Source organism: Peribacillus sp. FSL E2-0218, from assembly GCF_037992945.1.
Lineage (GTDB): Bacteria > Bacillota > Bacilli > Bacillales > DSM-1321 > Peribacillus > Peribacillus simplex_B.
Genome location: NZ_CP150304.1, coordinates 2,049,546 through 2,062,883, shown reverse-complemented (window position 1 = coordinate 2,062,883; position 13,338 = coordinate 2,049,546). Strand labels below are relative to the sequence as shown.

General features: G+C 41.5%; 12 protein-coding genes. 6 read left to right on the top strand and 6 right to left on the bottom strand.

Annotated features, from left to right (window positions below; genetic code table 11):
* The first annotated feature begins 161 nt into the window (after positions 1-161).
* Together MHI53_RS09975 and MHI53_RS09970 are read left to right on the top strand one after the other, a co-directional pair.
* Positions 162-1,226, top strand: a complete 1,065-nt coding sequence (locus tag MHI53_RS09975) for an ATP-binding protein (RefSeq protein WP_340373366.1) — start codon at positions 162-164, stop codon at positions 1,224-1,226.
* Positions 1,227-1,302: 76 nt separating this feature from the next.
* Entirely contained in the window at positions 1,303-2,229 is a 927-nt protein-coding gene (locus MHI53_RS09970; RefSeq protein WP_340373365.1) for a phosphotransferase, read from the top strand.
* Between the two features lie 571 nt (positions 2,230-2,800).
* Here the strand turns inward: MHI53_RS09970 and MHI53_RS09965 are convergent.
* Complete coding sequence (locus tag MHI53_RS09965) at positions 2,801-4,159, bottom strand: IS1182 family transposase (RefSeq protein ID WP_340373364.1); 1,359 nt, start codon at positions 4,157-4,159, stop codon at positions 2,801-2,803.
* Positions 4,160-4,622: 463 nt separating this feature from the next.
* Between MHI53_RS09965 and MHI53_RS09960 the strand changes: the two genes are divergently transcribed.
* Both MHI53_RS09960 and MHI53_RS09955 read left to right on the top strand, forming a co-directional pair.
* Complete coding sequence (locus MHI53_RS09960) at positions 4,623-5,129, top strand: AAA family ATPase (protein WP_061141715.1); 507 nt, start codon at positions 4,623-4,625, stop codon at positions 5,127-5,129.
* 358 nt (positions 5,130-5,487) lie between these two features.
* Positions 5,488-6,702, top strand: coding sequence for a GAF domain-containing sensor histidine kinase (locus tag MHI53_RS09955; RefSeq protein WP_340373669.1), 1,215 nt, complete (start codon positions 5,488-5,490; stop codon positions 6,700-6,702).
* Between the two features lie 99 nt (positions 6,703-6,801).
* Here the strand turns inward: MHI53_RS09955 and dnaN are convergent, their stop codons facing one another.
* Positions 6,802-7,413 carry a DNA polymerase III subunit beta gene (dnaN, locus tag MHI53_RS09950; protein WP_340373363.1) on the bottom strand — a complete coding sequence of 204 codons (612 nt, stop codon included), beginning with the start codon at positions 7,411-7,413 and terminating at the stop codon, positions 6,802-6,804.
* On the bottom strand, positions 7,374-7,937 hold the full coding sequence (locus MHI53_RS09945; protein ID WP_340373362.1) for a DNA polymerase III subunit beta: 564 nt from the start codon (positions 7,935-7,937) through the stop codon (positions 7,374-7,376). The genes dnaN and MHI53_RS09945 overlap by 40 nt, the downstream gene beginning before the upstream one ends.
* Positions 7,938-8,392: 455 nt before the next feature.
* Between MHI53_RS09945 and MHI53_RS09940 the strand changes: the two genes are divergently transcribed.
* Positions 8,393-8,722, top strand: a complete 330-nt coding sequence (locus MHI53_RS09940; protein WP_061141718.1) for a multidrug efflux SMR transporter — start codon at positions 8,393-8,395, stop codon at positions 8,720-8,722.
* A 28-nt stretch (positions 8,723-8,750) separates the two neighbouring features.
* A complete protein-coding gene (locus MHI53_RS09935) occupies positions 8,751-9,104 on the top strand; it encodes a multidrug efflux SMR transporter (RefSeq protein WP_061141719.1) in 354 nt (117 codons plus the stop codon).
* 128 nt (positions 9,105-9,232) lie between these two features.
* On the opposite strand, the gene treR is transcribed toward MHI53_RS09935, so the two are convergent.
* The 3 genes from treR to treP all read right to left on the bottom strand — a co-directional run bounded on the left by treR (position 9,233) and on the right by treP (position 13,178).
* Complete coding sequence (gene treR, locus MHI53_RS09930; protein WP_061141720.1) at positions 9,233-9,946, bottom strand: trehalose operon repressor; 714 nt, start codon at positions 9,944-9,946, stop codon at positions 9,233-9,235.
* A 15-nt stretch (positions 9,947-9,961) separates the two neighbouring features.
* Positions 9,962-11,644 carry an alpha,alpha-phosphotrehalase gene (treC, locus tag MHI53_RS09925; protein WP_340373361.1) on the bottom strand — a complete coding sequence of 561 codons (1,683 nt, stop codon included), beginning with the start codon at positions 11,642-11,644 and terminating at the stop codon, positions 9,962-9,964.
* An 82-nt stretch (positions 11,645-11,726) separates the two neighbouring features.
* The gene (treP, locus tag MHI53_RS09920) at positions 11,727-13,178 is read right to left on the bottom strand and encodes a PTS system trehalose-specific EIIBC component (RefSeq protein ID WP_340373360.1); all 1,452 of its coding nucleotides are present in this window, start codon (positions 13,176-13,178) and stop codon (positions 11,727-11,729) included.
* Between the last annotated feature and the right edge of the window lie 160 nt (positions 13,179-13,338).

Genomic DNA, 13,338 nt, shown 5'->3' with positions numbered 1-13,338 from the left:
CCCACATATTTTAGCCGCTTTACATTATGCATTTGAAACAACCTGAAAAAAGCTTCCTTCTATTATTTTACTTTGGTAAAATCTTAACAAGAACTTCCATTAATAATGGTCGTGCGATCAAATCCGTTTCACCATACATATCCTTATAATGGAGCTGAGACATGGAAAAGAATGATAACAAGGCATTGGATAATGATTACCGGGACCTTATCCCGAGAAATGGATTCTTATTCAAATTCATAAAAAAAGATAACGACTTCATACACACTTTCGTTGAAGGCGATTTCATTACAAAATCAATCACGCCAACCGCGATGGTCATCGGGAAAAAATTATCTGACTTTTTGCCAAATAAACAAGCTCTTATAAAACAACGGTTTTATGAAATAGCATGGGATGGAGAAACGGTGAATTATGAAGGCAAAGTCGGTGATATTCATTACGTTGCGTCACTGAATCCTTTGATGGTGAATGGTAAAGTAACCGAGGTCATCGGAACGGCAATCGATATCACAGATAAGAAAAGAAACGAAAACAAGCTTCTGGAGCTGGAAAAATTGGCTGTAGTGGGCGAATTGGCTGCTGGTATAGCTCATGAAATCCGTAACCCGCTAACTTCCATCATTGGATTTACCCAAATCATAAGCGAACGTGTTGATGACGCGAGCATACATGATTATCTTGGAATTATGATGAGGGAATTGGATAGGATCAACAGCATTGTAAATGAATTTATGTTTATCGCAAAGCCGGATGAAACCATGAAAGCCAGCAAGTACAATATCAACTCGCTTATTTCAGATGTCAATAAATTCATGGAACCACAGTCAAATTTGAAAGGAATTAGAATCAATTTTGACTCTCAATCAGAGCAAATTACGGCTGTTTGCGACCAAAATCTAATGAAGCAGGTATTGATTAATCTTATCCAAAATTCGATTGAAGCTACTGAGGAAAACGGAGAAGAGATCAAAATTTCCTTGGGACAGGCATCCGATGACAAATTTTTCATCCATATCACGGATAAAGGTAACGGGATGACGAGCGACAGACTCAAAAGATTGTTCGAACCTTTTTATACCACAAAAGAAAAGGGCACTGGATTGGGACTGATGATTTGCAGAAGGATTATCGAATTACATCAAGGCACGATTGAATTTAAAAGCGATGTAGGCACCGGGACCGAAGTTACCATTATATTGCCCGTAAAAATAGCAAGTACATAAAAGAATACGCTACCATGCTATTGTCAGTCGTGTTACCTTGCAATTTATCGTCCATTCGAAAAGGAGTGTCGCAGTGATGGACTTCAGAGCATCTGAAACGATTAGGTTTGAACAATTGGTGCAGAAGTTGGATCAAGCAAACAAGCTTATTCGTTCATGGGATTTAAAAGGGGGAATATCGGCGCAAGTTACAAGGTTGGAAGTATTACAACCTACAGGAAAAATCGTACAAATGATCGTTCGTCAGCATGGCGTGAATGACTTGAAACGCAACCCCCATATTGCGGCGGATGAGTACAGGCTTTTGGAGATATTGACAAACGATGGGTTGCCCGTTCCAACACCTTATTATTTTGAGCAAGCCGGGGGAGCTTTTACTAGGCCATGTTTACTTATTGAATATGTGGAGGGCGGGCCGGAGTTTGCCCCGTCCAATCTGGCAGATTATATTTTCCAGCTCGCGGCCAATCTAGTTCACATTCATCGTCTCGAATGTGAACATCTTGAGCTTTCTTTTCTTCCTAAACAGACAGAATTGCACGAAAAGATGCTCCACGAAAAAAGGGCAAATATGGACGAAACCTTAAATAACAGCTTGATCCTCCATGTATTAAAATCAGCCATTCCATTTCCCTCATTGAATAGAGATGTAATCCTTCATGGTGATTATTGGCCAGGAAATATATTATTCTTTGAAGATACCCTCGCTTCGGTAATCGACTGGGAAGACGCAGCCTTAGGTGATCCTTTGGCTGACCTTGCCAATAGCCAGCTTGAAATATTATTTCATTTTGGAGCGGCAGCAATGGATAACTTCACCGACGTCTATGTATCCATGATGCCACACTTGAATTTGGCCACTTTACCATTCTGGCAATTATATGCGGCATTACGGTTATCTTCGTTTCCTGAATGGGGCTTGGAAAAAAACAAAGAAAAGATCATGCGGAAGCGATTCACGTCATTTGTTCAGCAAGCGATGAAAATGGTTGGCCATTGCTAAAAACCTATAAACGAAATCGAATATTCAGCAACGTTACAGACATTTTTTAGAAAAAGGCGTTTATACTAGTCCCTTTGCCATTTCATTTCATAAACTAATAATGACCAAAAAAATGACGGGAGGTGTTGAAATGTATAATAAACCATGGGGGCACCCACATGGCGGCCAGCGCCCACCGCAATATTGCCCGCCGCAGACCATGCCTGTACAGTACGATCCGTCTCAATCTTCCCCCACCAGACATTATGTTAAAACAAATATCATTAATACTGTCATTCCAGTTTTTCACCCCGCACATACCACTACCGTAAATAAACATGTCATCACATATAAACATTTTTTTCCGCACAGGTGTAACGGCATGAATGGATATCCCCCCCAAGGCTTGGTTGGTGCTCCTCCAGGCAATTTTACGAGGAACCAGTTCAGATATTAACAAACAAAACCCCGATCCGGGGTTTTCAGTTTGTAGACAAAAGGGGTTCGGAATTAAAAAATTCCGAACCCCTTTTGAAATTCCTTTGAAATTTTGACCAAAGGTTACGAGATTTGGGCTCTTCGAGCCACTATGTTAAGCCATTTTAGGACCTTGCCATGTCCAAGTGGCCATCTTCTTTACATTCATGGCAGCGAAAGTAAGCATCGCCTGCATCGACAATTTTTTAAGTCCCCTTAAAGTAGTCCAACGCATACCATGCTTTTCTTTTGCATCTGCGAATACACGCTCAATCGTTTCTTTGCGTTTCGCATATATAGGTTTTACCTCTTGATGATGACGCAGATGATCTGCTTCTTCCACATATGCTTGCCAGATATGCCGTGTCACTACTTTTTGATGGTCTTTGCTTTCCGTACACCGTGATAAAAATGAGCATGTTGCACAAATTTGTTTTGGCGATTTGTATTCGCGATAGCCCTCTTTATTTGTTGTTGAGTACTTTAAAGTTTCTCCCGAAGGGCAAAGGTAACAATCAAAGTGTTCATCGTAAACATAGTCATGTTTGCGAAAGAATCCTTCTTTTGTACGAGGACGTGTATAGGGTAAAGCAGGTGTGATTTCTTTGTTAAATAGGTAGCTTGTAATCGCTGGTGTTTTATAAGCTGCATCTGCGGCAACTGCTTCTGGTTTTCCAACTTTCTCAATCACTTGCTCAACAAGTGGCTCCAAAATATGACTGTCATGTGTATTACCAGGTGTTACAATCGTTCCCAATACAAAACCGTTGCCGTCTGCGGCCGCATGGAATGAATAGGCAAACTGTTTTGTTCGTTCATCTTTCACATAGTAGCCACTCTCAGGATCCGTAGTACTTTCTTTAATTGCTTTGGTTTCTTCCTTATCAAATTTATCTGGTGGAAAAGGCTTCTTTCCATGGTTTTCACGATCTTGATTGATTTCTTCTTGAAGACGTCCTTGATACGCTCGTGTTTCTTTACGAACGATTTTCTTTTCAAATTTCCGTTTATTCGCACTGGCTTTCACATGGGTGGAATCCACGAAAACGTGTTCTACACTTATTACCTTTTTATTAGCAGCTGTCATTAAAATGCGACAGAAAATCTGTTCAAACAGGTCTGTATCTTTAAAGCGTCGCTCATAATTTTTTCCGAACGTAGAGAAATGAGGTACTTTATCATGGAAACCATAGCCTAAGAACCAACGGTAAGCCATATTGGTTTCAACTTCTTCAATCGTTTTACGCATGGAACGAATACCGAAGGTATATTGAATGAAAGTCAGTTTAACTAAAATAACTGGATCAATACTTGGGCGTCCTACCTCTGAGTACATATCTTTCACCAAGTCATAAATGAAAGTGAAGTCAATGGCAGCCTCCATTTTACGAACCAAATGGTTCGGTGGCACCAGTTGATCTAAAGTAATCATTTCAAGTTGATCTCGCTGAATAGAATCATGTTTAGAAAGCATCCTCATCACCTCAAGTTTTAATCCTTCAATTTTAAAACAAAAATGACTCCAGTCAAAAGTGTTCTATCTAAAAGGTAAGACAAAGTTGATTGGAACGGAAGGTACGAGACTCCTGCGGGAAAAGCGCGTCTAGGGGAGACCCCGCAGGCAAAGCCGAGGAGGCTCCCCGACCGCCCGCGGAAAGCGAGTGCCTGGAGTGGAAATCAACGTCTAAATTGTACAGGCCATAAAAATAGACAAACTCGATTTTCATCGAGTTTGTCTACAGTCTGAAAACCCCGATCCGGGGTTTTTTATTATGGATTATCGCCCTGACCCCATGTAAAGCTGGAAAAAGCGTTCAAGTTTTTTTTTCGCTCTAGGTATACGAAAGATGCAATTCCAGAGCATCAACATATGATACATAAGGTGTAACTATCATATGGGATATCAGTAGCCCATTCCCTTAACACATTGGAAGGTGATGATCATAACGTACCCTATTTTTATTGTGACTGGCATCAGTGGTTCCGGTAAATCGGCAACCTCATTGGAACTACAGAAAATCATGGTTGATTTAAATGTAAATGTTTTTGATATGGATCTTATTGTAAATGATGAAAATTATCAGCAAGCTTGTGATAATTGGTTGAAAATTGCCTATTATAGTGCATATTCCGGGCGGAATACCGTTTTGTTTGGCCATGTACCTGACCCATATAACGTAGAAATCTGTGATCACTTCCCTTTTTTTGGTCCTGTGCATTATCTCCATCTTTTTTGTAATGACAAAGCGCGCACAGAACGGCTAGCGGCACGGGGGAAATGGACGGAAAATAGCATCGAATATATGAATGTACTATCTGAAAAATTGGTTCAGGAAGCTCAAACATCCTCTCCTCCCATCCCAGTAATAGATACCTCCAGCACTTCGCCACCCCAGGTGGCCAAGCTGATTAAAAAATGGATACTGAAAAACATGCCTAAATAAAGAATATATAGAAATCGGAATGTGACAATTACGGTTTATTAGCTACTTGTTTTACGAAGTTGTCCATCATGTTTTTTTCTCTTTTCTAAGAAAAGGTATTGATTTTTATTGCTTAGCATTCCGGGCTGGGTAGTAAAGGACAAGTCCCACATTATTCGAACCCCTCCGCCTATTAAATGATATAATGGGAGCATCAGTATAAGAATGCATGAATGGACGATAAGTCTTCCATCAAATATAGGGCTTTTGTCATTCTCCATGAAATCATGGTATATGCTGCATAGGAATGTCTCATGTCATGAACCACTTTACTGTGCGCATGGCAATCTTTGAGACATAGGAGGAAAATTAATTGAACATGATGGAAATTACCCCACATGAAAAAGAACGTATAAATGCCCTACAGCGGTATCAAATACTTGATACACCGCCGGATGGCGCTTTCGATAGGGTTACGGCCCTTGCATCACAGCTCCTGAATGTACCTATCGCCATTACCAGCCTTGTCGACGAGGATCGGATATGGTTCAAGTCCCATCATGGCTTGGATGTGGAGGAAATCGAAAGGGAGCCAGGTCTCTGTGCTTCAGCCATACTTCACAATGTTCCTTATATACTTAAAGATGCCAGTTTAGATCCACGATCGCTAGCAAACCCTTTGGTGGCAGGAGAAAACGGGTTTCGTTTTTATGCCGGCATCCCTTTGAATACGCATGACAACCATAATCTTGGCGTTCTTTGTGTCATTGATTATAAGCCGCGTGTCATCACGGAACAAGAACTGGAAATTCTCCGGTCCCTTGCCCAGATCGTCATGGATGAAATGGAGCTGCGTTTGGCATCACTCCAAATTGATAAACTCAGTAAGGATAAATCCGATTTACTGGCTGTCCTCAGTCAAGAAATTAAAGATCCCATGATCGGTATTTTGGGAATGACGGAGCTGCTGCATTCTACTGAAATGACGGACGAACAAAAAGAATATACGGAAATCATCGAAACGAGCGGCAAGGCGCTGCTTACGATGGTAAGTCATATATTGAATTATTCTAAAATGGATACGGGTAAAATGGAAATGAACATCCAGCCTTTTGATATCCACTTCTGTGTAGAACAAGTATTCAAATCATTCAAAGCTGAAGCCGATAAAAAAGGAATGAGATTACTTAGTGATATCGATCCGGAGATTCCGATGGTATTATTGGGCGATGATCATAAAATCCGTCAGATCCTTGTAAATTTAATAGAAAACGCCATTAAGTATACGGATGATGGCAACATTAACATTTCCGTCACCTTAATGCCCGGAGAAAACAATCCTGATTTCATCCATTTATCTTTCCATGTAAAGGATTCAGGAAACGGTATTCCAAATGATCAAGTAGCGAGCCTTTTTAAGCCTTTCAATCAAGTGTATCCAAAAGGCACGGCAACATTCAAAACAGGGACGGGCCTTGGCCTTTCCATCTGTAAACGATTGACGGAAATGATGGATGGAAGCATTTGGCTTGAAGAGACTAGTAAACAAGGGTCGACATTCTCCTTCGAAATAAAGCTGCCGGCATTAACCTAGTAACTGCTCGTTGATTATTTATACGATGGATACCGTGGCGAAAATAGGCGGTATCCATCTTTTACTTTATTAAAATGCAAGCGTGCACCTATGTACACATCAAGCTGATGGTGATCTTACAGGTGAAATGAGATGAAGCTGTGAAGTACCATTGACAGGCTCGATTAGGACTGGCTTCATGGCTCCGCCAAAGCTTAGTTTGACCTCTTTTTCCTTTATCACCTTCAAGGCATCCAATAAGATATATCCATCAAGTGAAACATTTACTTCTCCTTCACCTTTTATGCCCTTGATAGTTTGGATTTCTTTTATTTTCCCTCGTTCTGTTGAATTGGAAGAAATTTGTAATCCATTGCCCTCCAAGAGATCTAAGTGTACATTGTTATTTCGGCAATCCCTAGCAAAGAGACAGGCTCTATCAACTCCTTTTACTAGTTTATTAGTGTCCATGATGATGGTCGTTTTCGAATCTCTTGGCAGCATTTCCAATACATTAGGATAGCTGCCATCTATCAACCTGGTAAAAAGTGAAATATGGCTTGATTTGAATCCCACGTAACTTTTTGAAACAAAAATATGTACGACACCCGCTTCATCATTCATTAATTTGGTCAGCTCATTCAGGCTCTTACTTGGGACGATGAACGAACCAGTTATTTTGGTCTCTAACGCTAGCTCGCTTGACGCCAAGCGATGCGAATTCGTCGCCACGCAACAAAGCATTTTTCCTTGAATGTCATATTGACTCCTGCCAGTGCAGGCCTGGACTCGCTTTTGGATACGGCAAAAACCGTCTGCTTAATGATTTCCTGCAATCCTTCACTGTGTACCTCAATGAATGCGGAATCATCAATGAACGGAAGATCAGGATATTCTGTCGAATTGAAACCATTAAGATCAGTAACGATTTCAGCCGATTTAATCGTTACTGAATGGTTTGCGTTGAGCTTAATATGGATGTCATCGGATAATTTTTGGATGATATCACGTAAATATTTTGCTGGTAAGACGACACTTCCCTTATCATACACCTCCAATACTCTTTCACCGCCAAGCGTAACTGGAATGGTTTTTTCGATGATAATGTCTGAATTGCTGCCTAGGAGGATTAATCCATCCACATTTGCGACTATCTTTATCCCTGTTAAAATGGATGGTGTCGTTTTTGTGGAAATTGCATGCCCGACAGCTGAAAGAGCTTGATGAAGGCAGTTTTTGTTAACCATAAATTCCATAAGAAAAACCACTCCTTGATATTCGTTTATAAACTCTATTCGACAAATTTCCTAAGAACCCCTTTTTGACCTTTTTTACAAACAAAGTTTGCAGCACGAGTTAGGCTTTCATCACATCGGAGTTGACAACACCACTCAGACAGTTTTGATTCATTTGGTGTTTCCTTCTCTTATGCACTCTATTATGTGATATATTGAGCACTAGCTTGCTTCTTCAAGCAGAGCTGCAGCAAAAACATGGAAGATCCATTCAGTTCTTGGAAATGATAGATTGCCTATGAACAGCATCGAAAAGGAATAGGGAAGCAAGATAGCATGTGAACCGCTGTGACATGCTGAATGATGATAGAATGTTACATTTTGTTGCGAGACTTTTTATATGGCTCCCTTAGATGATAAGATGCTTGAGAAAGTAATTTAAAAATTCATGAACAGCAATATAGGAGGAGATCATTTTGTATCCATATGCATTCTTGGCAATAGCGATTGTAAGTGAAGTGTTTGGCAGCTCCATGTTAAAAGGATCGAACGGATTTAAACGTTTTTTCCCTTCCTTGGGTGTCATAATCGGAATGGGTTTAGCCTTTTATTGCCTATCCATATCCCTCATGACCATTCCACTTGGAACGGCGTATGCGATATGGTCCGGCATTGGAACCGCCTTAACAGCTTTAGTGGGGGTAATCGTTTATAAAGAAAGCTTCAATCTGAAAAAATTCATAGGTTTACTTTTGATCATTGGCGGAGTCGTCATTTTGAAGCTTGCTGCTGGTGATTCTCAATAACGTTTTTAATTATATTGGAGGTAATGGAATGAAAGGGTACATGGCACTGGGGATATCCATCATAACCGAAGTATTTGGGACGACCATGCTTAAGATATCTGATGGATTCACTAATTTTTTCCCGACATTAGGGGTTATCCTGGGCTTCGGAACGGCGTTTTATTGCCTATCCTTATGTCTTAAAACGATTCCGTTAAGCTTGGCTTATGCCATTTGGTCTGGAATCGGCACCGCTTTAACTGCATTGATAGGCGTTATTCTCTGGGATGAGCCCTTTAGTACACTTACGTTAGGCGGGTTAATCTTAATCATTGGCGGAGTTGCTTTATTGAACGCTTCCCATTCTTCGAAGCAAACAAAGAAATCATCTCTAACTGAATGAAACAGCTAGATGAAAGGTACAAAATGACCAACTCAAGGCGGAATTTGACAGGTAAAAAGGGGGTTCGGAAATGTTAAATTCCGAACCCCCTTTTGTCTTGAACTATTGGGCATATACGGCTGAAGTCTTTACCAAGTCCGCCGTGCAAAGTCGGTGAACTTGAATTTATCCGGCCTATGCCTGGATTCACTATACTGAAACAAACTTCCATCCATTAAATGGACAGTACTTCTCACGACGGCGACCATATCATAGTCTTCAATATCCAATAGCTGTTTATCTTCGTCACTGCATGGCTCCACGGTGATTTCCTTATTCGAAAATCCAATCTGAAGCCCCAGTTCTCCCTCGATATAACGATAAATCGAATCCTCACTGATTTCCTTTGTCAGCTTAGGGACAAGCTCACTATTGAAATAATCTTTATCAAGGATGATTTTTTTGCCATTGATTTGCCGAATCCGAAAAACCTTCCATATTTCCTGATCTTTCGTTAGGTCAAGATGCTTCATCATGTTTGAGTCCGGGGACTCAAGCTCCAGCGTATGAATGATCGTTTTGGAATGCAGATTCAGCTTCTCCGCCATTTCCTTAAAGGAAATCAATCCTGCCACAGGAAAATTGAATTTGTTGATATCGAGCACGAAAGATCCCTTGCCCTTGATTTTGTGAATATACCCATTTTGTTCGAGTAAATTCAAAGCCTTCCTCACAGTATCCCTTGAAATACCATACTCTTCCATGAAGCTGCTTTCGGAAGGAAGCTTTTCATTGGCGGAAAAAGTTTTTTCTTCAATCTTTGTAACGATATCACCATATAGTGATAGGTATTTGCTGTTCATTTCATCACCACAATATTATTTGTTAACCGGCTGTCCCTTTTCCAACAAATAGACCACCGATTCATAGGGCCTCAGCACACATTGATCTATAAGCTCTTTTGAATCGGCATAGTTGGAAATTAGAAGCTCTGACTTGAAGCCGGACAGGTTTGCATCCTTTGGCATCTCGAAAAACGCTTCTTTTGCATAAAAATTATTGATGACAAGGAGCTTCTTATCTTCATGACTGCGGATATAAGCGAATAATTCGGGATGGTCACCAAGGATTTCCTGGTATTCCCCATATGCAATGATATCATGTTTCTTCCGTAAACATATTAGTTTTTGGTAATGATAGAAAATCGAATCTTGATCGCTCAGTGAATGCTCAACGTTGATTGCCTCTGCATGATCTGGGACTTCAATCCATGGCGTCCCCGTCGTGAAGCCTGCATGCTCCGCATGTTCCCACTGCATCGGGGTCCGGGAATTGTCACGGGACTTAGCTTGGAGAATTTCCATTATTTCTTCTTCATCTTTTCCTTCTTCTTTTAAAATATTGAAATAATTAATCGATTCGACATCGCGATATTGTTCAATTTTGGTGAACTTCGGATTCGTCATTCCTATTTCCTCGCCTTGATATATGTAAGGCGTTCCCCTGAGCATATGGATCGCTGTTGCCAGCATCTTGGCCGATTGCTTTTGATACTCTTCATCATTGCCAAACCTGGACACTATTCGCGGCTGGTCATGGTTGCACCAGAAGAGTGCATTCCATCCGTTACCTTTTTGCATGCCGTATTGCCAGCTGCTGAGGATTTCCTTTAACATCCTGAAGTCAAAATCGGCAATGGACCACTTTTCCCCATCCATGTAATCCACCTTGAGATGATGGAAGTTGAATACCATGGACAGCTCCTTTTCATCAGGCGCGGAATATTGGATGCAATGATCGATCGTCGTCGATGACATTTCTCCTACCGTCACCACTTTTTCTTCTTTCCCAAACGTTTCTTCATTCAATTCTTTAAGGTATTGATGGATTTTGTCGCCATCCGTATAAAAGCAGCGGCCGTCCCCTTCCAAATCATTTTCGAATAAGCCGGGCTTGGAAATGAGATTGATGACATCCAGGCGGAACCCTTTCACACCCTTTTCCATCCAAAAGTTAACGACATCATAGATTTCTTGCCTTACTCTAGGGTTTTCCCAGTTAAGGTCAGCTTGTGTACGGTCGAACAAGTGAAGGTAATATTCATCAAATTCTTCTACATATTCCCATGCTGGGCCGCCAAATTTTGAAATCCAATTCGTAGGCGGTTCGCTGTCGGGCGATTTTTTGAAAATATAATAATCCTTATACTCCTTATCGCCTGCCAATGCCTTTTGGAACCATTCATGCTCTGTGGATGTATGGTTGAATACCATATCCAGCATGATTTCCATATTCCTTGATTGGGCAGCCTTCACCAATCTCCCGAAATCAGCCATTGTCCCGAACGCTGGATCGATGGATGTATAATCCGCTACATCATAGCCGTTATCATTTTGCGGTGAACGGTAAAATGGCGTCAGCCAAATATAATCAACTCCAAGTAACTCGAGGTAATCCATTTTTTCAATCACCCCATTGATATCCCCGATGCCGTCCCCGTTGGAATCCTTGAATGATTTCGGATAAATTTGATACACGGTGCTTTTTTTAAAATCCTTCATTGTAAAATCCTCCTCTGCTATTTCAAACGACCTTTTGCCAGTATGATAAAAAAAAGAGGGAGACTCCTCCCCCTTTGCATGGTTACGCATTTAATTTCGTTGGTTTCGTTCTCGTTTTCAAGTTCATTTGAGGCCGTTTGGAAAAGACGATGGTCAAAATGAACGGCACGATGAAGGCAACCAGCATCGCCACTGCAAACATTCCCATATGTTTTGGCTGGATGGAAAGGATACCCGGTATCCCGCCTACGCCGATGGAGTTGGCCATCACACCAGATCCGACGGATACGATGCCAGCAAACATTGAACCAATCATACCTGCCAGGAACGGGAAGCCGTATTTCAAGTTAATCCCGAACATGGCCGGCTCGGTTACCCCGAGATAGCATGAAATCGTGGCTGGGATCGACACTTGTCTTTCCTCCTCGTCCTTTCTATTGATGTAAATCATCGCAAGTACAGCCGTTCCTTGAGCAATGTTCGATAAAGCGATCATCGGCCAAAGGTTCGTTCCGTGCAATTCACTCATAAGCTGCAAATCGATTGCGTTTGTCATGTGATGCAAACCGGTGATGACAAGCGGTGCATACGCAAAGCCGAAAACGGCAGCGAATAGCCAACCAAACGATGAAGTCAGACCAGAGTATACAACTGATGAAATGACTGTGCCGATTTTCCAGCCGATAGGCCCTAAAACGGTATGGGCAATGATCACGGTTGGAAGCAAAGCAAAAAATGGAACGACGATCATGGAAATGGAATTATGCACTCGATCTCTCAGGAACCGCTCTAAATAAGCTAAAACGAAGCCTGCCAGTATCGCCGGAATGACCTGGGCTTGATAGCCGATCATATCGACTTGGACGAAACCAAAATCCCAAAACGGGATGTCACTTGCTTTTGTCCCTGCCACTGCATATGCATTAAGAAGCTGCGGAGAAACGAGCGTCAAACCAAGGACAATTCCGAGAATTTGCGTGGTGCCCATTTTCTTCGAAATGGACCACGTGATCCCAACTGGAAGAAAATGAAATATAGCTTCGCCAATCAGCCAAAGGAAAGCATGGACCCCTGACCAAAATTGGGAAATCTCCACAAGCGTCTTCGTGCCATCATCGAACATTTTAATATCCCCGATGATATTGCGGAAACCAAGAATGAGGCCCCCGACGACTATGGCTGGAATCAGCGGTGTGAAAATATCCGCAAGATGGGCAACCAAGCGCTGCAGCCAGCTCATATTCTGTTTAGCTGCCGCTTTCACGTCTTCTTTCGATGCTTCCTGCAAGCCGGCTATCGAAACGAATTCATTATAAAAGGATGATACTTCATTGCCGATGATGACCTGGAACTGCCCGGCTTGTGTAAAGGTTCCTTTTACTAGTTTGATTGATTCAATATTCGTTACATCCGCCTTTGCTGTATCTTTCAGTACGAATCGCATTCTTGTCGCACAATGCGTAACCGTGGCGATATTCTCTTTCCCTCCGACATATTGGAGCAAATCCCCTGCTGGTTCTGTGTATTTACCCATTTGAGTACTTCCCTTCCTTAGAAAGTAAAATATATTAGTCCCCCAAACCTGTACGTACAAGATTTGGTTACGCTTTCATCTTATCCTGTACGTACAGGTGTGTCAACCACTTTTTTTTCAACCATCCTATATCCTTTGAAAAATAAAAAGCCTTTCCCCG